Genomic DNA, 22,875 nt, shown 5'->3' with positions numbered 1-22,875 from the left:
ATCTTTTGCATGTTCATCTAAGCTTAAGCTGTGTCACTAAGCTTGTAAAAAAAAACTGATTTATTAGTTTCAATCTAGTTTATAAATACAAAAAACAAGGATAAACAATGAAAAACAGTAAATCTTACGCTTTGTTAAAAGAATTATCGGCGAATCCCTATGATTTGACCCAAGAAAAAGCCCTTGAGGGTCGTTTCGAATCATTAAAATCTAGCGCCGTTGGCATCGATTATGTTTATGCATGTCAAAGATTAAACGATGAAGTTGTGGATGGATTACAAGCTTTGGCAGACGAAACTGATGCGGTAAAGCAATTCTCTCGCATGATGGGCGGCGAAAACATGAACAAGATTGATGGCTTTGAATGCGAAGATCGCCAAGTACTTCACACCGCTATGCGTGATGTTTTTGATGATCTCCCTGAGGGCTTCCTTTCCGATCAAGATGCGGTCAATGGCGCAAAAGCTGAAATCGCTAAGCTTAAAACTTTTTGTGATGAACTCGAAAATGGTAGCATCGTTAATGCTAAAGGTGAAAAGTTCAACGAGATGATTCTAGTTGGTATTGGCGGTTCCGACTTAGGTCCTCGCGCAGTTTACCTCGCTTTAAAAGCTTATGCCGTAGAAGGCCGCAAAGTTCACTTCATTTCAAATGTTGACCCCGATGATGCTGCCGCCGTTTTAAAAGAAGCTGACTTAGAGCGTAGTCTCGTTTGTGTGATTTCAAAATCTGGTTCAACTCTCGAGACACTGACAAACGAAACACTTGTTGCCTCAAACTTTGAAGCTGCAGGTCTAAATCCCAAAGACCACTTTGTCTGTGTTACAGGTAAAGGTAGCCCCATGGACAATCCAGATAAGTACTTACGCTCATTCTATATGTTCGATTACGTTGGTGGTCGCTATAGTGTGACTTCAATGGTTGGTGCTGTAATGCTTTCTTTTGGTCTGGGTTACGACAACTTCATGGATTTCCTTCGCGGAGCTCGCAAAATTGACCTCAACTCACAAAATCGCGACGTTCGCAATAACCTCTCTCTACTCATGGCTCTCATTGGTATTTGGAATAGAAATTTCCTTGATCACGAGACTTTAGCTGTGCTTCCTTATTCTCAAGCACTCAGCCGTTTCGCTGCTCACCTTCAGCAGTGTGACATGGAGAGTAATGGTAAACGCGTCGACCGTCAGGGTGAAACAGTAGATTTTGCTACGGGTCCCATCGTTTGGGGTGAGCCAGGTACTAATGGTCAGCACGCTTTCTATCAATTAATTCACCAGAGTGAAACTGTTGTCCCCTGCGATTTCATTGGTTTTGCTAAGTCTCAGTACCAAAAAGATCTCGATGTGAAAGGGACTTCTTCGCAACAAAAACTTTTAGCTAACCTAATTGCTCAGTCAATTGGTTTAGCTACGGGCAAGACTTCTGATAATCCCAACAAAGTTTTCCCTGGTAACCGTCCAAATTCAATGTTATTTGCTGAGCAATTGACTCCAGAAATCATGGGAGCCTTACTGGCTCTTTATGAAAACAAGATTGCTTTCCAAGGTTTCATTTGGAATATAAATTCCTTCGACCAAGAGGGTGTTCAACTCGGTAAAGTACTTGCTAATGAGATTATCGACATCTTCACTGGCCAAGATGTAGAAGCTGAAAATGCTAAGCAATATTTAAAGACTTTGGGTCTCTAAAGCATTTAAATAAAGATCTTTATATGGCGTCACCTCTTGAGGTGGCGCTTTTTTGTTTAAACTAAATAGAAGTATTTTTTGTACTCTCTGTCAATTTTCGAAGGCCCTCAGTTATTAAATGAAGTAAGAAATCACATTTATTAGGATATTACTTCATGAACTTTTCAAAGAAACTTAACTCGCTTCTCCTTGGCTTAGCTTGTACGACTTCGTATGTGTTTGCAGAAAGCGCAAAACTCAGTGATAAAATTCGCGTCAATCAAGTCGGCTACTTTACGAGCGAAGAAAAAACCGCAGCGGTACAAGTGCCACTCAGTGTTTTTAAAACTTCAGAGCGCTGGGGACCAGGAGCCACTTTCGAAATTGTAAAAGTTGAGGGTGGACAAGAGAAAGCTGTTTTCAGTGGCAAGCTGATGCAAGCAAATTATTACCCCTTTTCAAAAGAAGCCATTCGCCTTGCTGACTTTAGTGACTTAAAAGAGCAGGGGACTTATTACCTTAAAATAGGGAATGAAAAATCCTTCTCTTTTGAAATTAATGATGCTCCCTATAGCGAATTAACTAAATCAGCTTTGAAAATGCTTTTCTATTTCCGTTGCTCTGGTGAGATCCCTAAAGCAAATGGCGGTAAATGGCATCGCCCTGCAGGCAAACCCGATACCGAAGTCTTCGTTCATGAGGATGCAGCTTGGACGGGTCAAAAAGCCGGGACAAAAATGTCGGCTCCGGGTGGTTGGTTTGATGCTGGTGACTATAACAAATACTCAGTAAATTCAGGTATAACGACTTTTGGTTTACTCTCGCTGTACGAAGCGCAGCCCAAGGTTTTTCCAGATGGATCCATGAATATTCCCGAGAGTGGCAATGGCGTCCCTGACATACTTGATGAAGCTTGGTGGAATATCAAGTGGTTTGAACAGATGCAAGACCCCACTGATGGCGGTGTTTATCACAAACTCAGCACCATGCAGTTTGCCCCTATTGATAAATTACCCCACCAGCATAATGCAAAACGCTGGATGATGGGTAAAACGACTTCAGCTACACTCAATTATGCCGCTACTATGGCCGTTGCTTCACGCATCTATGCAAAATACCCCAAACAATTCCCTGGTTTTGCTGAACGCGCCATGAAGAAATCAAAAATGGCCTATGCTTGGGCTCAAAAGAATTCTTGGGCACGCTTTGTACAGCCAAAGGCTTGCTCCACGGGTAAGTACGAAGATGAAAACTATTCTTTCACAGATGAATTTGCTTGGGCAGGAACAGAGATTTTTATCACTAGTGGTGAAAAATCATATTTAAAAAATGCCGGTATCCCACAATTAGATGTTCATTCACCCGTTTGGACTCATGTTCATGCGCTTCCTTATGTGTCCTTAATTAATAATGCAGACAAAGTCAAATCTCAGGTAGACATGAAACTCGTTGAGCAACGCATGACAGAATTTGTCGACTACCTCATTTTTGATGCCATGGAAGCAACTGGCGTAGCTTACCGCATGGGAAATAAACGCTACGAGTGGGGCAGCAATGGCTTTGTTGCCAATCAGGCAATGCTCGCCCTCATGTGCCACAAACTCACTGGTAAAAAGAAGTACCTAAACTTTGCTATCTCGCACATGGATTATTTATTGGGAAAAAACCCTCTCAACCATTGCTTCGTCACTTCTTTTGGTTCAAAATCAAGTATGAATGTACACAATCGACTCTGTATGTCCGATGGCATAGAAGAACCTATTCCGGGTATTCTTGTTGGTGGCCCCAATCCCTGGGAAATTATTTGGGACTTGGGCCCTGAAGCATACCCTTCAGTATTGCCTGCACTCGCTCACCTCGATGACAAACAATCTTTTTCAACTAATGAATCTGCCATCAACTGGAACGCCCCCCTGGTGTTTGTCAGCGGATACCTAGATTATGTTTTAAGTAAAGACTCAAAGTAAGGATAATCATGAAACTTTTATCAAAACTCGTTTTAAGCGCTATCGCACTGCCTACAGCTTTATTTGCTGTGGCTAACAAAAATCAAGATGTTCCTGCAGGTGATTCACGTCCCAATATCATCTTTTTCATTGCCGACGATATGTTGCCCATGCACTTTAACTGCCTGCCAGAGGGCAAGGGCAAAAACTACACGCCAAATTTAGATCGCTTGGCAAATGAAGGCATTGTTCTTAAGGAGCAACACGTTGTCTCTCCAGTTTGTACCCCAAGCCGTTATAATTGCTTAACAGGTAAGTATGCCAGCAGAGCCACAAACCCTTTCTTTAAGCAGGTTACTGCCGCTAATGATAACCAAACTGTTGTAGAATTTAATACTCACATAACGAAACAAGATCAGAGTTTACCTAAATATCTTCAGAAACTTGGTTACACGACATCTATGAGTGGTAAAAATCATGTTGTTCACGCACATGGACTCAAACGTCCAAAAGATTTTGATGGTAGTGCAAAAGATCCTAAAAATGTAGCTATCCTCAAAGCCAATCACGATCATGTGCAACAAGCCATGCGCGAAGCTGGTTTTGACCATGTGGGTAATGTTTATCACAATAATCCCGACTTTTTAGGTCTACACGAAGTCGCTGTGCAAAATATGGACTGGATCACTCAGAGTTCAGTGGATTTCCTCAAACAAAAGCGTGATAACCCCTTCTTCCTTTACCTCGCGACCACAATTCCTCACGCACCAGAGACCGCTAAACGTTCTTGGAATGCCAATCCACTGATTACTCCAATCGGTTATTTAGATAAGCCTTTAACTGTTCAGCCTGCTCGTAGTACTATTCCAAAAAGGCTCAAAGAGAAAGGTTTCCCTGTAAATAAAGACACCTGCAATATGCTATGGCTCGACGATTCACTTGGCGCATTATTCAAAACTCTAGAAGAACAGGGGAAATTAGATAACACTATTATTTTCTTCTTTAATGATCATGGTCAGAATTCAAAAGGTACTCTTTATCAAGGTGGCGTTCATAACCCTAGTATTGTTTGGAAAAAGGGTGGTTTTAAAGCAGGGCACAAACTCGATGCTTTAGTATCTAATGTCGATTTCGCCCCAACTATTGTTGACATGGCTGGTGGTAAATCCACAGACAAAGCTTTTGATGGCATCAGTTTTCTTCCCTACCTCAATAAAGAGAAAGATGCTCCCCAAGAGCGCGTTCTCTACCATGAACTTGGTTATGCTCGTGCCGTGCGCGTCGGTAATTGGAAATACCTAGCGGTTCGCTACCCCGCGAAATATGATAAAATGACTCTAGAAGAAAGAACTAAAGCACTAGAAGAATGGAATGCCGAGCGCCACCGCAAACATATTGAGATTGTCACAGAAGATCCCAAAGCACCTTTCAGTCACTTAACTGCACTTCCTGGTGGTGGTCATGCCGAATCAAGATCCACAGGTTCTTACCCAGCTTATTATGATCAAGATCAACTTTATAACTTAGAGCTTGATCCGCAAGAACAGAAAAACCTTGCTCAGAATCCCGAGTATCAGGCCAAACTTAAAGAGATGCAAAAAGTCCTCAAAGAGCTCACAACTGAATTGCCTGGCGACTTTAACCTCTAAAAAGGAATGATTATGAAGAAGTTTTTATTAATCACTAGCTTATTAGGATCTGTCTTCATGACTAGCTCCTGTCAGAGCACTACGAGTGATCATGAGTCTAAAAAAGTTCAGAAAGTCCGTGTAGAAGGCAATCAGCTCATCAATGCGGATGGCTCAAAAATGATCTACAAGGGCTTAGCACTTAATGACCCCGCCGTATTAACTAATGAAAAAGAATGGAATGAAGCTCACTTTGACCATATTGCCACTTGGGGAGCCAATGTGGTTCGCATTCCAGTTGCACCCAAAAACTGGCAAAAGCATGGTAAAGAATTTTACTTTGAAGCTTTCGACAATGCCGTCAAATGGTCAAAGGCACGCAATATCTCAATTATCATTGACTGGCATTCTATTGGCAACCTGAAAGAGAAGAAGTTTCAACGCGATGGCTACATCACCACTTTAGAGGAAACCCTAGAGTTTTGGAACCATATGTCCAAGCGTTACAAAGATGAACCCACAGTAGCTTTCTACGAAATCTTCAATGAACCAACTACTTTCTTTGGTAAGCTTGGAGAGATGACTTGGGATGAATGGCGTGCAATCGTCCAAATGATTGGTGCCACAATTCGCAATAATAATGATGACACAGTGATTATTGCTGGTGGGCTCAACTGGGCTTACGATTTAAGAGAGGCCAAAGAGAAACCTTTTTTACTCGATAATCTCGCCTATGCAGTTCATCCTTACCCTCAAAAATCAAAAGATGATAAGAATAGTTCCATGGAAGAAAAATGGGATAAGATGTGGGGTTTCATGTCAGAGAAATATCCCCTCGTGGCAACCGAGTTTGGCTTCATGTCAGAAGACGATAAAGGTGCTCATATTCCATGTATTGGAGATGAAGTCTGGGGCAAACGCCTCGTCAATTATTTCACTAAGCATAATGTGAGCTGGACGGTTTGGTGTTTCCATTGGTCTTGGACCCCATCCCTCATTGAACGCGATTATTCTCCTAGGGAAGGACAGGGCGTTTTCTTTAAAGATGTCATGTCCAATAAGATTACTTTCTTTGAAGAAGCTAAACCCACGGTTCAAGCTAAAAGCGAATAGTTCTTCACCAGGGCCTAGCCCTTAAGTTGCCTGGTCAAGGAAAGGCATTTCCTTGCTAGGGGTGCTCGAGGGGGACAGCGTCCCTCTCGTACCTAGATAACAAACTCTTCATATATAATCAGGGCCTAGCCCTCAAGTTGCCTGGTCAAGGAAAGGCATTTCCTTGCTAGGGGAGCTCGAGGGGGACAGCGTCCCTCTCGTACCTAGATAACAAGCTCTTCATATATAATCAGGGCCTAGCCCTTAAGTTGCCTGGTCAAGGAAAGGCATTTCCTTGCTAGGGGAGCTCGAGGGGGACAGCGTCCCTCTCGTACCTAGATAACAAGCTCATCATATATAATCATGGCATTGCCCTCACTTGCCAATTGAGTATGGCAAGCCTTACGAGGGTTGGCGCTGGCCCCGAATACATTTTAACTTAAAAGTTGATTACTTTTTTGACTAATTTCTCGATACCTGACCAAGCCTCAGCTGGACCTGTAGCTAACATATAAGCTGGGGTCGTTACGACGCGATTGGCTTCGTCCACAAGGATTTCATCAACTGCACAATTCTCATGAATGGCACCACAAGCTTCTATGGCATCTGCTGTGCCTTCATCATTGCCGATACTCACTAAGACATCTTCTTTGCCGAGAACTTTGGCAATTAATGCAGGCGCAATGCACATTGCCCCAATGACTTTGCGTTCTTGATAAAAGCCCAGGATTAAATCTTCCACTTGCTTATCGACCTGACAATCACTTCCCTTTAGGGCGAAATCACAAAGATTGAGTGCCACGCCAAAACCACCGGGGATAATTACAGCATCATAATCAGCGACTTTAGCGTCTTTCAGATCCAAGATATCGCCACGAGCAATACGTGCCGATTCTTCGAAAACATTTCTAGGCGTCGATAAGCTCTCATTATTTAAGTGATTCACATTTGCGCTTTGCGCAATATTCGGAGCCATACACTGATACTGAACTCCTGCTTGATCCAAAGCTAATAAAGTCAAAGTAGCTTCGTGGATTTCCGAACCATCAAAGACACCTGATCCCGCTAAAATAACTGCTATTTTCATCTAAAACCTCACTGATTTAATTGTTTGTAATAAATTAAAACCACTCAATAAAAACTGCCAGTTCCATAAAAGAATTCTTCTTCAAAAAACAAAAAAAGGCCTATTCATTGGAAGAGGCCTTAAATAGAATGAATAAAAGCTTACTTTACTAATTGACCATAGAGGTCGTAATCAGTCGCTTCTTCAATGTGAACAGTTAGGAACTGTTGATCGAGAATAGATTCATCTGCAGAGAAATGAACTAGGTTATCCACATCAGGAGCATCACCCTCAGTACGTGATAAAACGTAGTAGTCACCTTCCTCTTCCATAATCGCTTCGTCGAAACGCTCATCATTGGGATCAATATCAGTCTTTAAGAAAGCCTCATCAACGATTACACGTAGATTCTGCCCAGCAAAGCGCTGATTCTTTTCATAAGAAATTTCTTGCTGAATAGCCATGATCTGATCGCGACGTGCGGCTGAAGTTTCAGGATCGGCAAAATCTTCGAGGGATTTAGCGTGAGTATTTTCTTCATGTGAATAAGTGAATACACCCAAGCGGTCAAATTTTTGTTGCTTCACAAAGTCTAAGCACTCCTCAAATTCGGCTTCACCTTCTCCTGGATGACCAACGAGTAGGGTGGTACGCATCACTACGCCTGGCATTGCTTTGCGGAACTTATCGAGTAAAATCTCAGTACGCTTGCGAGTGATACCACGACGCATCGTTTTCAAGACATTATCAGCACCATGTTGTAGTGGCATGTCGATGTACTTGGCAATGTGCTTTGAATTAGCAAAAGTTTCGATCAGTTCATCAGTCACGGTTGTGGGGTAGAGGTAGAGCAAACGTACCCAGTACTCATCACAATCGAGCTGATCTAGGGCTTTGAGTAATTCCGCTGTACTAGAGCCATCTTTCAAATCCGAGCCATAACCAGTTGAATCCTGAGAAACGAGAATGATTTCGCGAACACCGCGATTGATCAGGGCTTGCGCTTCTTTGACAATCGACTGAATCGTACGACTGCGAAGTTTACCGCGGAAAGTTGGAATAGCACAAAAACTACACTTGTGATTACAACCTTCAGAAATCTTGATGTAGGCGTAATGCGAAGGCGTAACTAAAAGACGCGGTGTGTTTTCATCGTAGAGATAAACGGGTAAATCATCTTTTTGTATGGTATTCATCGTCGGCATTTTACGCAGTAAATTATCGACCATCTTACCAATGCTCGCCACATCATCGAGGCCTAAGAATAAATCCACATCGGGGTGATTTTTCTTTGTTTCTTCGGGACTACGTTGAGGAAGGCAACCAGCAACCACAACTTTGCGGTTCTTACGTTTTTTCTTCCAGGTAATCGCATCCATTATAGCCGCATTCGACTCCTGACGAGCACCTTCAATAAAACTACAAGTATTGACCACAAAGATGTCGGCATCATTTAAATCACCAGTGATCATCACGCCACTTTTTGCCATGCTGCCAAGCATCACTTCGGTATCCACAAGATTTTTTGCACAACCTAAACTACTGACGCAGATTTTTGCTGTTTTAGGCATAAGTTATTTCCTTTAAATTATTTTGCTGACAGAGTATTGATTTTATCAAAAAATACAAGCTCTCGAGCATCAATTGAAATGAATGAGATAATAAAATGAAAAATCTACAAGATCCACTGGCGCTGAGAATTGCATCGATTATGGGCTTTCTTTGCATACTCATTGGCGCTTTTGCTGCCCATGGCCTCAAATTAGAAATGCCTCAGCTCGATTGGTTTGAGAAAGCCAACCGTTATCACATGTTTAGTACTGGTCTCATGCTCTTTCTCGCCCTTTACAAGCATCGTATTAGCTTTTACCTCAATTTATTGGGTTGCCTCATCTTCTCTGGCTGCCTCTATGCCATGGCTATGGGGGCGCCAAAATTCTTGGGTGCGATTGTTCCCATTGGAGGCCTATGCATGATTTTTGCTTGGCTCAGCCTATTTATTAGTACTTTTAAAAAGAATTCAGAGAATACCATAAAAGAATAGGGAACTGGCACTAGCCTCTTGCTTATATGAGTTTATTTTTTCTCAATTGAAATTTTTAGGAAAGAAAATGTCCACTGCCGTTTTAAAGATTAGTTGCCCCGACCGCAAGGGAATTGTTGCCGAGGTTTGCCAGATTTTAGCCGATTGCTCCGCCAATATAATTGATGCTCAGCAGCACCGCGAAGACCTCGATAATCAATTTTTTATGTATGTGAAGTTCGATTGCTCAGAGATAAACTGCGAGCGCAGCATCCTTGAGACCCGACTCAAGGCGAAGTCAGAACTCATTGGTTTCGATTGGTCACTCAGTTTTAAAGATCAAAAAAAGCGCCTCGCTATCATGGTATCCAAATATGATCACTGCCTCTATGACTTGCTTCTCAAGCATAAATACGGTGAATTAGACGTCGATATTGCGCTCATTTTGAGTAATCACCCAGACTTACAGGCAACAGCAGAGCATTTTGGCGTCGCCTATCATCATATTCCTAGAAATAAAGATATTCGCGAAGCAGCAGACCAAGCGGCGGTAGATCTTTTTGCTAAGGAAAAAGTCGACTTTATTGCCATGGCACGTTATATGCAGATTCTAACTCCCATACTAATTCAAGCGTATCCCAATAAGATCATTAATGTTCACCACGGCTTTTTACCTGCCTTTAAAGGTGCAAAACCTTATCATCAGGCCTATGCCAAAGGAGTTAAACTCATTGGCTCAACGAGTCATTACGCCAATGAAGAACTCGATATGGGACCGATCATTGATCAAGTCACTGTGCCAGTTACTCACGCTCACTCAGCTGAAGACATGGTCCGTGCAGGGCGTGATATGGAAAACCGCGTTCTCGCTAATGCCGTCAAAGCTCACGCATCCGATCGTATCATCGTCTACAAAGGACGAACCATTATTTTCGATTAATCCAAGTTAAGCGACATAAGCCATCGTCAACACATACATTTACCATGTCGCATAATATATGTTATGTATAATCTAATGGGAATTAATTGGCTAACTGAGGATTTGTCTAATCGAAGAATCGACAATTTAAAATTGAGAATTAAAAATTGCGGGGAGCCCCCGCCGTATCCACAGTTACAACAATTAAGAATTAAAAATTATAACCCAGCGCCCTACTTTAGTGCAAAATTATGCACTAAATTTGGCTTGATACTTTTTGTATAAGGTACTTATAATTAGTTATATATAAATATTTTTATCGCGTCTCATACGAGCTTACCCAACACCTTAGCAAAGCTTTACCATTTTTGAGTTGGATTGCCTTATAACAATGATTAAAAAGCTGACCTCTTCTATGTTTATCAAACTGCTGATTATACCAAGCTGTGAATCGCTTTTGTAAATTACCCATAAAATCCCCCAAGTCATTTAGGCGCTTAGCAAATTTGCGGACTTCGCAAGTTCGAGCATCAGGAATTTCTTTAAGTGATTTATACTTCTTATACCGATAAGAAACTTCTTTTGAACTCAGTTTTGATTCCCGCTCCCTGCGGATCACGAAATGAGCATGAGTGCTCATTATACAGTAATTAATCACTTCTAATTCATAGATACTTTCAAGCCAAAAAAGTAAATCACGTAAATAAGTTTTATGCTTATGATCAAAGGCATAAGCCGAGTTACCCAGTGTATTATCCGGCACCTTGATAATGACATGATAGAAAACCACATCGCTTTCTAAATCATATTGGCGTTTCATCGTTCATCTCCTTTCAATTCAGAGATAATTAATACGCTATTTTTTATTAGTGCAAATTTATACGCTAAATTTAGCTTGATACTTTTTTTATAAATAAATAATAATAAATAAGATAAAAATATTTTTAACGCATCTCAGACAAGTTTACCCTAGGTCTGGACTAGAAGATGAGCGAATAAAAGCTTTCCACTCTTTTATTTTATCCATATAAAGCAGAAGCTTATTTTTATTGAGGCTTCGCACACGAGGGACTCTGTCCCTCGAGATCCCCGCAAGGAATTGCCATTTCTTGACCTGGCGATAAGTGCTTCGCAGGTCTTTTTCTGAGCTAACTGGTCAATCGAGTTTTTTAATAATTAGGTGGAGGGCGCTTTTGTGAAATTGGTCCTCGGCAGTTAAAAAATCAGCGGCAAATTCGTAATGACCTTTTGGAAGGTTTACGTCAAATTTAGCGGATTGTCTTTCGTTTAAAAGAAGCGTTTTTTCATAAAGTGGGATGGCAGTATTTGCGTTATCAAATTTGCCTTCACGTGCTTGTTGTATCCTTAATCTGGCTTTGGCGAATTTAGGACTCAAGCGGAGGTGGCTACCCTCAGGCCAGTGCCTCATGCTGATTTGATAAGCTCCGCTTTCATTTATTTGAATATTGTAATAACCCTTTGAATTAAGCTGTGAATGGGCGTGCTTCCATGTGTCGGTACAGGTTCCCATCCAATCAATTGCCGTGAATTGAGCTGGATTTGGAGCTTGACCGCCGGCCTCGAGCCATTGAATTTTCTGATGTCTCTTTATAGCTTCTTTATACCAATTGTTATAATCTTCATGCAGTTGTTGAGCTATTTCAGGGTGCTGACTGAAGATATTGTTTTTTTGCGTGGGATCTTCATGAATATTATATAGTTCAGTTGCGGAAAGCATGCGCCAGGGGCCTCGCATTACCGAGCAGTGATCCCACTTTTTACCTGATGGATCTTTCCAAACAACGACATATTGATTGATGATAGTGCGCTCAGGAATTTTTTTATTTTTATCGCGTAGCGTACTTACGATGGATATTCCATCGAAAGCTAAATTTTCAGTTTTGAGTTTACAGAAATCAATAAGAGTCGGCAAGATATCCTGAACAGTAGCAAGTTGCTTTATAACTTGCCCATGCATGAGCTTCCCAGCAGGCCAGCGAATAAAAAGTGGTACTTTATGGCCACCATCATAGGGGGAGATCTTTTTACCTCTCATACCTGCATTGTGAATTTGATAGGCCTGGTGACTTTGAGTGCCATTATCACTTAAGTAAATCAAGATGGTGTTTTTATGTAAATTTTGATCCTCTAGAAAAGTGTTGAGCCGACCCATGTTTTCATCTAAATTGGCAATCATTCCGTAAAAGTTTGCAGGAACTTCTTCCCCCTTATGAGACCTGTTTTTATAGGGCTTTGCGTACTTGTTGGCGACCTGATTCGGGAAGTGTGGAGTCGGCGTGGGGAGGAAGAGAAAAAAAGGCTTTCGTTCTTGATTTTGTTTTTTCATCCAGGACATGGCTGCATCAAAAAATATATCTGTGATATAGCCATCGTGTTTTATCCAGTTTCCATTCTTAAGAAGGTGAGGGTTGAAATAGCTGTCGTTCATTTTGTTGGCTATGAGTGGAATCATGGAGCCATTAAAACTTAAGACGTCATCAAAGCCGCGATCCTGAGGACGATAGGGATAAGTATCACCTAGGTGCCATTTACCAAACAAGGCTGTACGATAGCCATTTTGTTTAAAAAACTGGGGAGCCATAGGAAGATCTTTTCGCAAAGTTGTCATGCCCGATGCAACTCCCGTGGCACCATTGTAAAAGGCATCAACTCCCGTCAACAACATGCCACGCGTAGGTGTGCACATGGGGGCTACGTGAAATTGTGAAAAGGAAACTGATTCCTGGCAGAGTCGGTCAAGATTCGGGGTTTTTAAAATAGGGTTGCCGTAAACACTTAGGTCACCATAGCCCTGGTCATCGGCCAGGATAATGATGACATTGGGTTTAGTACCGCGTAAATCGTCGGCATTTATCCCTCCATACAAAAGGGTGAAAGCGAAAAGGCTTAGTAATCTCATAAAAATAACTCCTTAAAATAACTCCTTAAAATTTACTGGTACCTAATAAATACGCTTTGAAGGAAAAATGTTCACGTGTGAGGTGAAAAGTGGTGAATGAGTTAAATTAGTTTCGACCAAAAAACAAAAACTCAAAACACCACCCATTCATCATGCCTTCTATCACCAAAATATCAACAACATCCGAATGTCTCACCCCCCGTGCAGGCTTAGCTCCATTTGTAAATTTCCTTACTATAGATGAAGGAGGGACGCCTGCGATCCCAGGGACGAGCTTGGGAAGCGCCTGCGACTTGGATAGCGCACTTCGTGCTTGGGGGAGAAAGCTAACTTGAAGAGTGATCTTCTAAATTGTCTAACATTTTGTCAAAATCACTAACAAAAAGTCTATCTTGAATAATACGATACTTCTCAAATTCGCTTTCGGCATGAGTTCGCGCTATTTCTGCGCTTACCTTTCCTGCATCTTCCAAAACATCTCGATCGGTTGCTTCTATAAAGCGATTTAAACGCATTTCCCAGTCTTCCATCGTGAGAGGAATTTGGCGCAAAGCCATATCTTCAGCAATATCTAAATAGGCTGAAACTAAACGCTGAAGTTGGGCCATTTCATTTTCCTTAAGGTAGTTTTTTGCAATACTAACATCAAATTTTTGAATTTTACCATCAGGTGCATCTTTCCAATTAGATAAACCCATCTTGTCTTTCTGATGATTTGCTCTATCTAGAATCATTTCCGCGGCAGTGTGGCCATGGATCGCCCAATGTAATTTATTCTGAACGGTGGCAAAAAAGCGTTTGGTGGTTGGTGCTGTAAGATCATAATCAATAGCGGTAATGTAAATATCTGTAATCTTTTGATAAAATTTACGTTCACTTAGACGTATTTCACGAATACGTGCTAACTGTTCTTCAAAATACCTTTTCCCCAGAATGGTGCCATCATTTTTCAAACGCTCATCATCCATTGTAAAACCCTTAATGGTAAACTCTTGAATAATTTCCGTTGCCCATTTTCGAAACTGTACTGCACGCTCTGAATTAACTTTGTAACCCACCGCAATAACTGCCGAAAGCTTGTAATGATTTGTATTATAATTTTTACCATCAGTAGCAGTTATTCGAAATTTTCGAATAACTGAATTTTCTTCAAGTTCGCTATCAGCAAAAACTTTTTTAAGGTGATAATTAATTGTGTTGGTTTCTACACTGTAGAGTTCACCCATCATCTTTTGTGTTAACCAGATATTTTCATCTGCATAAACAGCTTCAACACCACTCTGTGCAGTTGAAGCAACAAAAGTTAGATATTCCGCAGCCGAAGAACGAATGAGTTTCTTCTTTTCATCATCAGACATAATTTAAATACTCTTTACACTAAGGTTTTAATAGTGAAAATTACACCTAAAAACAATTCTTTCCTTCTTATAAAAAGCTTAATCACAAATTATTAATTAAAGGGTGGCGCTGCGCTAAAAGATCGTTCGCGGGTTCACTGCAGGACGGAACGGAGTTCCTGAGTTGACGGCTGATGCCTGAGTTGACGGCTGACGCCTGAGTTGACGCTTCGCTGAGTTGACGCTTCGCTGAGTTGACGCTTCGCTGAGTTGACGGCTGATGCCTGAAGATCTGAGTTAATCAGTGAAATCTGTGGATGAAGTTTTATCCGCAATTGCCAAGTTGAGGCTTGGCGATCTCAGTTTTAGTCATCAGAGAATGATCTACCGAGTCTTGTCAGGCGATATTTTTGCGAACGACTATTGGGTTTATCTGGTGTGGTCATTTCTATGAGCCCTTGTAGCAAGGCTGGCTTTAGGTAAAGCTTATTAAAGTTATCACGGCCCTTGAGTTTAAGCTTCGACATAAGTTCCTTGCGACTCATGTCATTTTTACATAGTTTAAGGAGCTTTTTAACTTGCCCTGTAACTTGATACGTAACTTGTCCTGTTTCTTCAAGGAATTGTTGTATCGCTTCTTTTATGATTTTCAAAGTAAACTTTATAAAAGGTGCGCAATCCGCCAATTGCGTACTGTGATTAAGTGCTTGATAATATTCTTGCTGATGATCATAGATAATACTTTCTACGGGAATAAGTGAAAAAAAATCATGCCAGTGATTTAGGATCAAAGTTTGCCAAAGCCGTCCTATCCTACCATTACCATCATCAAAGGGGTGAATAAATTCAAACTCATAATGAAATACCGAAGCTTTAATGAGAGGATGGTCTTGTGATGTTTTCAACCATGAAAATAAGGATTTAATGAGAGGTGAGACTTGTTCGGCTGGTGGTGCGACGTGAATTATATCTTCCTTTCCCATAACGCCGACACCTTTGGAGCGATATTTACCGTAGGATTCAATTAAGCCTTGCATAAGTATTTTATGTGCCTTTAACAAATCTGACTCATTATTACAAGACCATTTACTCATAGATTCATAGACGTCTATCGCATTTTTGACTTCTTGGATTTCTTTCAGTGGTGCAAGCACCCTTTTGCCTTCTAAAATGGCGGTCACCTGTTCACAACTTAAAGCATTGCCTTCTATGGCTAAGGAACCTTGAATAGTTCGTACTTGATTCACTCGACGTAAACGCAAAGATGGACTCTGACTTTGGGCCCATTTTAGACCAGCAGTAAGTTCTGATACCTCGGCAACTAAATTCAGAATTTCTGCATCTATAGAAAAAGGTGGATTGTAAGACATTAACTTTTCACTCAAAATTATCTTGTCCTGTAACTTGTCCTTCAACTTGCATTGTTTCAAGTCTCGAAGTGTTTAATTATATTTAAAATCAACCAGGTGACAGATCGTTCGCGAAGGCTTTCAGCAATTTTTAATTTTGAATGATGAATTTTTAATTGAAGGAATTGAGAACGCTGCGCTGAGTGGACGCTGAAGCTGAGGTTACGGCTGACGCCTGAGTTGACGCTTCGCTGAGTTGACGCTTCGCTGAGTTGACGCTTCGCTGAGTTGACGCTTCGCTGAGTTGACGCTGCGCTGAGTGGACGCTGCGCTGAGTGGACGCTGCACTGAGTCGACGGCTGATGCCTGAAGATCTGAGTTAATCGGTGAAATCTGTGGATAGCTTAGGTAACAGGGGACAGTTGCAATTTTTAATTTTTAATTGGAACTAAGAATTAAGCAGGCGAGACGCCCGCGCTCCCATAGAAAATATAAATGCCAAGATAGTGCTTGGCGATCCCAGGTACATAGGGGTAATTTAGATTTGTAGTTTAGGGACGCTGTCCCCTTCCCTGCGAGGTTTGCCAGCCATCGACCGGCTGACGCCTGAGTTTTCGGAAAGGAGTTCCTGAGGTGACGGGATTGCCTCGTTAAAAAATAACTTCTACATGTCATGAGTCTGTCAAAATTCGATAAGTTAGCTACGTACCAATTGATAAGCGACGAATAAAATCTGCGCATATATCAAAAAAGGACGAAAATTCACTACCCCTTCGGCCATAAATGTATTACACTCAAGTATTACCTATGTGATCGATTCTGGAAACATAATTGGAATATTTTATGAAACGTTTTACGCTTATTGAGTTACTAGTAGTTGTGAGCATCATTGCTATCTTGGCCAGCCTACTATTGCCTGCTTTAGGAAAAGCTCGCAAAAGTACCCGCCTACTTCTATGTAAAAATAACCTCAAGCAGATTGGCACCTCGGTGATTATGTATGCCGATGACAATGAGAGTAAATTCCCTTTTGTTGATGGCTCTCTACTGGTCAGTAATAAAAGTCAGAATTACGCTTGGGTGGGAAGAAAGGGGACAAAGGGGAGCACACAAAACCTAGAAGTGACACAGAAGCCACTCAATGTTTACTTAGGGTATGATGTGGATGGCATTGAGGTAAAAATCGCCAATTGTCCTACCGCAGAGGGAGTGTCGAACGTGTATATTGACAAAGGATCTTATTACAGCGCATCGGCTTTTGTCAATTTAGTCTATGATCTGGATGGAAACTATGGCCTTGGGGCTCCGACAATCCAGGAAATTAACACACCAGTAAGTATGACTGTCTTCAGTGATAAGGATGCCTCGGTATACGCAAAGAACTCCACCAGTCAATGGGTTAAAACACTGCATAAACCCGGGGTGCCATCTTGGGCTTTTCTTTTTCTAGATGGACATGTTAATGAGCATCGATTAATCGAGAGTGAGGGCTGGGGATTTGAATCAGACAAAGTTAATTTCACAAATGAATTCCCAGATCCGGGCCCATAATATAGATGAGTATGGGCCTACTAATTGCTTTTTGAAGTGAGGGATAAAGTCATACGATTAAACAGTAAATTGTAGCATGCTGCCGTGAGCTGCATGTTTCATATTCACATCAAGCACAAAGGGCCGATTTTAGGGTCCGACACTATATGTCGGACTCACAAGTGAGCCCTTATTAACATTTTCACTAATACTCTGTGGCTCACGCCACAGGATATTTCATGTCGTTGCTTTGCAACTAAAAGAGTATTTTTTACACAGCCTCTAAAAGCATAGCTATGCTCAGTGCCTTTGGCACAATCAAATCACATCCTTAACTCGATAAAGGTTTAAAATCAACTCTGAGGATGAATTAGACTAAGGCTTTTAAGTTTGCGATTTCCGCATCGCGTTCAGCAAGCATTAATTGCAGCTGTTCAATTTCTTTTTTAAGGGCTAATTCACGAGGACTTAGTGTTTCTGAAGAAAGGGGCTCTTCATTCACTAATACGTCATTCTTAGGCTCAGTTGATGATTGATCTTCAATTGTATTTACGGGTTCAAGGCTTGAATCACTTGATTCATGAGAAATCACCTGGCCCTCTTCACCAGAACTTGAGTTTTGAGTAAGTTCTTTACTTCTCTCACTGGGCATAGCCACATCTAATACCGTCATGGTAACTTCAGGTAAATCATCCTGTTTATCGGCTTCTAAAGCTTCTTGCAATGCTTGAGCACGTTTTTCTTCGGCCTCAATCTTTTTCTTTTCGAGCTTTTTCTTGATTCTTACGACAGTTTTTTCAGGAACTCCAGTGCGTACTGCCACTGATTCATTGGGAGAAGTCTCGCCATTATTATCAAGATCTTCTATGACTAATTTTTCTGGCGTGTAAAAGCGGAATTTACCGATTCGTGCTGCTCTAGTCAAAAGTCCATTATCACAATCTACTCTATCCAAAAAGTCACTTTTAAGCCAACGACGACATTTAGGTTCTGCCATATAGGCTAGGAGCAAGTTAGTCTTGGAAGTATTGATAGCTGAAGCAGAAGCATGGCAGGCTTCTTTTATCATGCTTGCGGCTGATTCAATAGTCTCTAAATCTAATTCAAGTGATTCTAAATCAAAAGTATCGGAACAGAGCTCAAGAAGCAAGGGGTTGGGATCGATGATAACTTCGGGAACAATAACATGACTCATAGTGCAAGGCCTTAAAAATGATGGGTTTTGTAATGAAGACTTACTATAATTGAGCTTTATAAAACTGCCCTATTACAAAGTTTAAAAAAGACTTGTTTTGATCGGCCTACGGCCTGAGTTGACGCTTCGCTGAGTTGACGCTTCGCTGAGTTGACGGCTGAAGCCTGCGATTCTGGGAACAAAGAATATAAGTCGGCATAAATTATAATGATGGGCTAGATTTTAGCTCTTTATGATTTAAAATCTGAGCGCGAACCCTATTCCTCTTTCCCCGTTTGGGGGGAAAGTCATTGAGCCGACAGTTTAGGGTTCGCACTTAAACTCCCCCTAAATCTTCCTTAACTAGTCGCTAGCTTCCGGTTTTATTTATCCATTTCTCTGTAATTGCTTTCTCTAAGTCGATATCGTAGAGGTCAGCATTTATTATCGCTAGCGCAATGATATCGACCAATTCTTGCGTCATGCGATCTTTTGCATCGGCCGCATTTAATTTTTTTGTAGAAATGCCCTGCTCGATTAAGCGTGCTTCAGCAAATTGTCCGATTTCTTTGACTAAGTTAAGAGCGGCAAATTCTTTATCGACTTTTACCTTAAATTTATCTGCGTACCAATCGGCATTACGGCATATTTCTGAAATTAATTCATTTAAAGTCATAATTCTCTCCATTCAAATTTCTTGTATGGATGAACTTACTTGGATCTAAATAATTGCGCTATAGATCACAAGCTTTTTCTTTTAAATTCAGCTAGGCAACTTTGAGTAAATTTTTCTTTTTGATTAATTTGTGATGAAGCGTCTATAGAAAATTAATCTGAGCGTGTATTATGGGAAAACAAAATTTTAGGAGTCCTTATGAGATTAGTTATGATTGGCACAGGTTTTATTGCTAAACAATTTGCCGAAGATATGAAATACGCCCCTAACTGCCAGCTTCATGGTGTTGTTTCGCGTACAATTGAGAGTGCGAATCAATTTTGTGCGGATTATGCTCCCAGCGCAAAAGGTTTTACAGATTTAGATGCCGCCATGGAAGGTGCTGACGCGGTTTATATTGCGAGCCCCCACCCACTGCACAAAGAAACTGCTGAAAGAGCTATTTTAGCTGGCAAAGCAGTCTTATGCGAAAAACCTTTGACAATGAATCTAAAAGATTCTGAAGAACTTTATGCCTTTGCTAAAAAGCATGGTGTTTTATTAATGGAAGCAATGTGGACGGCTTTCTTCCCCGCAATCATTAAGCTCCAAGAACTCATTAAAGATGGTAAAATTGGCGATATTCGCAATGCGCAGGCTGATTTTCAGTTCTATTTAGAGTTTGATGCTAATCACCGTTTATTTAATCCTGAATTAGGTGGCGGCGCCCTACTCGACCTCGGTGTTTATCCACTTGTGGTTAGTCAATTTGTCTATGGAAACCAGTACCCTGAAAAGGTCACCAGTGAACTCATTCACGGGGCGAGTGATGTTGATGAGCAAGGCTCATTCACTTTTACTTACACAGATGGAAGTTTTTACCAAGGAGCCTTTGGTTTGCAGGCCATGGGTTCAAACGAAGCGAGAATTTATGGTTCTCAGGGAAGTATACGCATTCCACAGAACTTTTGGCATCCCGATAAATTAGAAATCACATACGCCAATGGTGATAAAGAGATCTTAAACTTTGAGCACCCTGGTATTGGGCTTCATTATGAACTCGTCTCTTTTGCTGAGACCTGGGAAAAGGGACTTATAGAAAATCCTATTATGACTCATTCGCATAGCTTGCAACGAGCGCGATTAGTTGAAGAGATTTTTTCTAAAGCTAAGAAATAAGTTTTAGAACTTCGATAAAAAAAGCCACCCTTTTTAGAGTGGCTTTTTTTATTTAATTACCTAATGACTTTAAGAAGCGAACTTCTGCTTGAGTCATGGGGCGCCAGGCACCTGGAGGTAATTTTCCTAAAGCAATACCAGCAATTTCGTAGCGTCGCAAACGTTTAACTTGTAAATCAAGCGATTGACAAATTTTGCGGATCTCGCGATTCTTACCTTCGTTTAGAGTGAAGTTAATCATGAAACCACCGGGGACCTGTTTCTTGATTTTTGCATCTAAGATACGGTAGTTGACGCCTTCGAAAGTGAGGCCATCACGAACTAAATAATCGAGTTTTTTCTGGCTGACACGACCTTTCACTGTGACGCGATACTTTTTCTCGAGTTCAAAAGATGGATGAGTCATGATTTTTGCCAAGTCACCATCATTGGTTAGGACGATGAGGCCCTCGGACGGTTTGTCCAAGCGACCAACTGTGTAGAGTCGTCCTTTATCTGGGAGTAAGTCAATGGCCTTTTTCTCAGCGTATGGATCATCATTGGTACAAACATAACCGATGGGTTTATTGAGTAAGTAGTAGAGCTTTTTCTCTAGGACTAAAACTTTTTTGCGGTAACGAACTTCATCGTTATCCACATCTACTTGAGTTGAGAGCTCGCTAACAAGGTGGTTATTAATACTAATAAGTCCTTCCTTCACGAGTTCTTCTGCTTTGCGTCGTGAACAGACGCCACAAGCGGCTATAAATTTAGCTATTCTCATTTATTATCCTTAAGAATTGACTCAGTAAGTGTGAGGAAGTCATTCATTTCTTGTTCACTGCCAATTGAAATACGAACGTAATTATCTATTCCAGCAGTATTAAAATAGCGAATTAAAAAGCCAGCCTCTTTAACTTTTTGAGTGAACTCTTCAGCATTGATGGGGGGTATGCAGAAGAGAAAGTTAGCTTCGGAAGGTTTAACATCAAAGCCTAATTCGCTTAAGCTCTTTGCCGTTTTTTCACGGGTTTCAATCACAACATTCGTATTGTTTTTGAAGTAGTCCTGATCGAGAAGTGCGGCTGCGGCTGCGGCTTGAGTTAGACCATTGACATTATAGGAATCGCGAACTTTGTGGAGGCCCATGATAATTTCTTTATTCGAGAAGGCTAAGCCCGCGCGAATTCCCGCTAAAGAGTAACTCTTTGATAAAGTGCGGGTGATAATGACATTGGGGAACTCATCAATCATATCGAAGCAATTATCTGAGCAGAAATCTGCATAGGCTTCATCGATCACGACAATACCATCATAAGTGGCTATGAAGCTTCTTAAACGATCTTTCTCAAAAGCATTGCCCGTGGGAGCATTGGGACGAGTGATAAAGAAGAGTTTTGAGCCTTTAGCTTTCTCAGATAAATTATCTGGCAGAGAAAAGTCTTCTTTGAGATCAACAGTTAAATGTTCTCCACCCTGAATATTCGCTAAAACGGGGTAAAGAGAATAAGATGGGTTGAGCCAGCCAACGGTATGGCCTTCGCCCACAAAGGAGCGGAAGAGAATCGTCAAAATATCATCTGAACCATTGCCAGCAATAATTTGATCTGCAGGGATATTGTAGACTTGTGAAGCAGCTTCACGAACGGGATCTGAATAAGGTGCAGGATACTTCCTAAGTTCTTCAAAGGGGTAGCTACGAATGGCTTCTACTACTTTTGGAGAAGGCGGAAAAGGATTCTCGTTAGTGTTTAACTTAACTAGTACACGTCCCTTAGGTTGTTCACCGGGGACGTAGCCTGTCATGGCCTCGATATCTGGGCGGAAATAGCTCACTTAGCGATCCCCGCAATCTTCAAGAAATTATTGAGCAAGTCGTGACCATGTTCAGTGAGGATGGATTCCGGGTGAAATTGAACTCCGTGCACAGGTAGAGTTTTGTGCATGACTCCTTGAACGACACCATCATCACTTTTCGCGGTGATTTCTAAGCATTCGGGTAATTCACCCAAAGCACAAAGTGAGTGATAACGCGTGGCATCATAAGGCGAAGGAATATCGGCAAATACCGATTGTCCCTTATGCTCTATGGGAGAAGTTTTGCCATGCATCAACATGGGTGCACGACCAACAGTCCCACCATAGACTTCAACGATCGACTGCATACCTAGGCAGACACCAAAGACGGGGACACCTTTGGCGGCAAAGTGCTCAATGGCTTCACAGGAGATCCCTGCTTCTTTAGGAGAGCAAGGTCCAGGAGAAATAATGAGTGCCTGGGGATTGAGTTCTTCTAATTCCGCAATAGTGACTTTATCATTGCGAATGACTTTGGGAAGATGACCCAATTCACCAAAGTACTGAACTAGATTCCACGTAAAGGAATCATAATTGTCGATCATTACTAACAT

General features: G+C 41.4%; 19 protein-coding genes. 8 read left to right on the top strand and 11 right to left on the bottom strand.

What is annotated here, in order from left to right; translation table 11 throughout:
- The first annotated feature begins 107 nt into the window (after window positions 1-107).
- From PQO01_RS15490 to PQO01_RS15475, 4 genes are all read left to right on the top strand, one after another.
- A complete protein-coding gene (locus PQO01_RS15490; RefSeq protein WP_274314993.1) occupies window positions 108-1,688 on the top strand; it encodes a glucose-6-phosphate isomerase in 1,581 nt (526 codons plus the stop codon).
- Between the two features lie 155 nt (window positions 1,689-1,843).
- Window positions 1,844-3,634, top strand: a complete 1,791-nt coding sequence (locus PQO01_RS15485) for a glycoside hydrolase family 9 protein (RefSeq protein WP_274314992.1) — start codon at window positions 1,844-1,846, stop codon at window positions 3,632-3,634.
- An 8-nt stretch (window positions 3,635-3,642) separates the two neighbouring features.
- Window positions 3,643-5,262: a sulfatase family protein gene (locus PQO01_RS15480; RefSeq protein ID WP_274314991.1), complete on the top strand. Its 1,620-nt coding sequence runs from the start codon at window positions 3,643-3,645 to the stop codon at window positions 5,260-5,262.
- Between the two features lie 12 nt (window positions 5,263-5,274).
- A complete protein-coding gene (locus PQO01_RS15475; RefSeq protein WP_274314990.1) occupies window positions 5,275-6,354 on the top strand; it encodes a glycoside hydrolase family 5 protein in 1,080 nt (359 codons plus the stop codon).
- A gap of 418 nt (window positions 6,355-6,772) precedes the next feature.
- Here the strand turns inward: PQO01_RS15475 and elbB are convergent, their stop codons facing one another.
- The gene (gene elbB / locus PQO01_RS15470) at window positions 6,773-7,420 is read right to left on the bottom strand and encodes an isoprenoid biosynthesis glyoxalase ElbB (protein ID WP_274314989.1); all 648 of its coding nucleotides are present in this window, start codon (window positions 7,418-7,420) and stop codon (window positions 6,773-6,775) included.
- 140 nt (window positions 7,421-7,560) lie between these two features.
- Complete coding sequence (rimO, locus tag PQO01_RS15465; RefSeq protein ID WP_274314988.1) at window positions 7,561-8,970, bottom strand: 30S ribosomal protein S12 methylthiotransferase RimO; 1,410 nt, start codon at window positions 8,968-8,970, stop codon at window positions 7,561-7,563.
- 95 nt (window positions 8,971-9,065) lie between these two features.
- Between rimO and PQO01_RS15460 the strand changes: the two genes are divergently transcribed.
- Both PQO01_RS15460 and purU read left to right on the top strand, forming a co-directional pair.
- Window positions 9,066-9,443 (top strand): DUF423 domain-containing protein, encoded by a 378-nt coding sequence (locus PQO01_RS15460; protein WP_274314987.1) that lies wholly within the window; start codon window positions 9,066-9,068, stop codon window positions 9,441-9,443.
- A 67-nt stretch (window positions 9,444-9,510) separates the two neighbouring features.
- Window positions 9,511-10,362 carry a formyltetrahydrofolate deformylase gene (gene purU / locus PQO01_RS15455; protein ID WP_274314986.1) on the top strand — a complete coding sequence of 284 codons (852 nt, stop codon included), beginning with the start codon at window positions 9,511-9,513 and terminating at the stop codon, window positions 10,360-10,362.
- Window positions 10,363-10,657: 295 nt separating this feature from the next.
- Here the strand turns inward: purU and PQO01_RS15450 are convergent, their stop codons facing one another.
- The 4 genes from PQO01_RS15450 to PQO01_RS15435 all read right to left on the bottom strand — a co-directional run bounded on the left by PQO01_RS15450 (window position 10,658) and on the right by PQO01_RS15435 (window position 15,968).
- Entirely contained in the window at window positions 10,658-11,161 is a 504-nt protein-coding gene (locus PQO01_RS15450) for a hypothetical protein (protein ID WP_274314985.1), read from the bottom strand.
- 336 nt (window positions 11,162-11,497) lie between these two features.
- Window positions 11,498-13,261 (bottom strand): arylsulfatase, encoded by a 1,764-nt coding sequence (locus PQO01_RS15445; protein WP_274314984.1) that lies wholly within the window; start codon window positions 13,259-13,261, stop codon window positions 11,498-11,500.
- A gap of 326 nt (window positions 13,262-13,587) precedes the next feature.
- A complete protein-coding gene (locus PQO01_RS15440; protein ID WP_274314983.1) occupies window positions 13,588-14,619 on the bottom strand; it encodes a virulence RhuM family protein in 1,032 nt (343 codons plus the stop codon).
- 344 nt (window positions 14,620-14,963) lie between these two features.
- Window positions 14,964-15,968 (bottom strand): Fic family protein, encoded by a 1,005-nt coding sequence (locus tag PQO01_RS15435; protein ID WP_420792936.1) that lies wholly within the window; start codon window positions 15,966-15,968, stop codon window positions 14,964-14,966.
- Window positions 15,969-16,790: 822 nt separating this feature from the next.
- On the opposite strand from PQO01_RS15435, the gene PQO01_RS15430 reads away from it, so the two are divergent.
- Window positions 16,791-17,498 (top strand): type II secretion system protein, encoded by a 708-nt coding sequence (locus PQO01_RS15430; RefSeq protein WP_274314981.1) that lies wholly within the window; start codon window positions 16,791-16,793, stop codon window positions 17,496-17,498.
- 349 nt (window positions 17,499-17,847) lie between these two features.
- Here the strand turns inward: PQO01_RS15430 and PQO01_RS15425 are convergent, their stop codons facing one another.
- Window positions 17,848-18,672 carry a hypothetical protein gene (locus PQO01_RS15425; RefSeq protein ID WP_274314980.1) on the bottom strand — a complete coding sequence of 275 codons (825 nt, stop codon included), beginning with the start codon at window positions 18,670-18,672 and terminating at the stop codon, window positions 17,848-17,850.
- Between the two features lie 349 nt (window positions 18,673-19,021).
- Window positions 19,022-19,327 (bottom strand): nucleoside triphosphate pyrophosphohydrolase family protein, encoded by a 306-nt coding sequence (locus PQO01_RS15420; RefSeq protein ID WP_274314979.1) that lies wholly within the window; start codon window positions 19,325-19,327, stop codon window positions 19,022-19,024.
- A 198-nt stretch (window positions 19,328-19,525) separates the two neighbouring features.
- Between PQO01_RS15420 and PQO01_RS15415 the strand changes: the two genes are divergently transcribed.
- Window positions 19,526-20,485 (top strand): Gfo/Idh/MocA family protein, encoded by a 960-nt coding sequence (locus PQO01_RS15415; RefSeq protein WP_274314978.1) that lies wholly within the window; start codon window positions 19,526-19,528, stop codon window positions 20,483-20,485.
- Window positions 20,486-20,537: 52 nt separating this feature from the next.
- Here the strand turns inward: PQO01_RS15415 and PQO01_RS15410 are convergent, their stop codons facing one another.
- Genes PQO01_RS15410 through PQO01_RS15400 form a run of 3 tightly spaced genes read right to left on the bottom strand, consistent with a single transcriptional unit; the run spans window position 20,538 to window position 22,875 of the window.
- The gene (locus PQO01_RS15410; RefSeq protein WP_274314977.1) at window positions 20,538-21,248 is read right to left on the bottom strand and encodes a pseudouridine synthase; all 711 of its coding nucleotides are present in this window, start codon (window positions 21,246-21,248) and stop codon (window positions 20,538-20,540) included.
- Entirely contained in the window at window positions 21,245-22,300 is a 1,056-nt protein-coding gene (gene hisC / locus PQO01_RS15405; RefSeq protein WP_274314976.1) for a histidinol-phosphate transaminase, read from the bottom strand. The genes PQO01_RS15410 and hisC overlap by 4 nt, the downstream gene beginning before the upstream one ends.
- The gene (locus PQO01_RS15400; protein ID WP_274314975.1) at window positions 22,297-22,875 is read right to left on the bottom strand and encodes an anthranilate synthase component II; all 579 of its coding nucleotides are present in this window, start codon (window positions 22,873-22,875) and stop codon (window positions 22,297-22,299) included. The genes hisC and PQO01_RS15400 overlap by 4 nt, the downstream gene beginning before the upstream one ends.

Origin of the sequence: Lentisphaera marina, from assembly GCF_028745505.1 — a bacterium.
Taxonomy (GTDB): domain Bacteria; phylum Verrucomicrobiota; class Lentisphaeria; order Lentisphaerales; family Lentisphaeraceae; genus Lentisphaera; species Lentisphaera marina.
The sequence above is the reverse complement of the archived record's forward strand: the minus strand, read 5'-3'. Positions and strand labels throughout refer to the sequence as shown.

Coding starts and splice junctions, on each gene's coding strand:
- PQO01_RS15490 (WP_274314993.1), top strand. CDS start 108: ATGAAAAACAGTAAATCTTACGCTTTGTTAAAAGAATTATCGGCGAAT.
- PQO01_RS15485 (WP_274314992.1), top strand. CDS start 1,844: ATGAACTTTTCAAAGAAACTTAACTCGCTTCTCCTTGGCTTAGCTTGT.
- PQO01_RS15480 (WP_274314991.1), top strand. CDS start 3,643: ATGAAACTTTTATCAAAACTCGTTTTAAGCGCTATCGCACTGCCTACA.
- PQO01_RS15475 (WP_274314990.1), top strand. CDS start 5,275: ATGAAGAAGTTTTTATTAATCACTAGCTTATTAGGATCTGTCTTCATG.
- elbB (WP_274314989.1), bottom strand. CDS start 7,420: ATGAAAATAGCAGTTATTTTAGCGGGATCAGGTGTCTTTGATGGTTCG.
- rimO (WP_274314988.1), bottom strand. CDS start 8,970: ATGCCTAAAACAGCAAAAATCTGCGTCAGTAGTTTAGGTTGTGCAAAA.
- PQO01_RS15460 (WP_274314987.1), top strand. CDS start 9,066: ATGAAAAATCTACAAGATCCACTGGCGCTGAGAATTGCATCGATTATG.
- purU (WP_274314986.1), top strand. CDS start 9,511: ATGTCCACTGCCGTTTTAAAGATTAGTTGCCCCGACCGCAAGGGAATT.
- PQO01_RS15450 (WP_274314985.1), bottom strand. CDS start 11,161: ATGAAACGCCAATATGATTTAGAAAGCGATGTGGTTTTCTATCATGTC.
- PQO01_RS15445 (WP_274314984.1), bottom strand. CDS start 13,261: ATGAGATTACTAAGCCTTTTCGCTTTCACCCTTTTGTATGGAGGGATA.
- PQO01_RS15440 (WP_274314983.1), bottom strand. CDS start 14,619: ATGTCTGATGATGAAAAGAAGAAACTCATTCGTTCTTCGGCTGCGGAA.
- PQO01_RS15435 (WP_420792936.1), bottom strand. CDS start 15,968: ATGTCTTACAATCCACCTTTTTCTATAGATGCAGAAATTCTGAATTTA.
- PQO01_RS15430 (WP_274314981.1), top strand. CDS start 16,791: ATGAAACGTTTTACGCTTATTGAGTTACTAGTAGTTGTGAGCATCATT.
- PQO01_RS15425 (WP_274314980.1), bottom strand. CDS start 18,672: ATGAGTCATGTTATTGTTCCCGAAGTTATCATCGATCCCAACCCCTTG.
- PQO01_RS15420 (WP_274314979.1), bottom strand. CDS start 19,327: ATGACTTTAAATGAATTAATTTCAGAAATATGCCGTAATGCCGATTGG.
- PQO01_RS15415 (WP_274314978.1), top strand. CDS start 19,526: ATGAGATTAGTTATGATTGGCACAGGTTTTATTGCTAAACAATTTGCC.
- PQO01_RS15410 (WP_274314977.1), bottom strand. CDS start 21,248: ATGAGAATAGCTAAATTTATAGCCGCTTGTGGCGTCTGTTCACGACGC.
- PQO01_RS15400 (WP_274314975.1), bottom strand. CDS start 22,875: ATGTTAGTAATGATCGACAATTATGATTCCTTTACGTGGAATCTAGTT.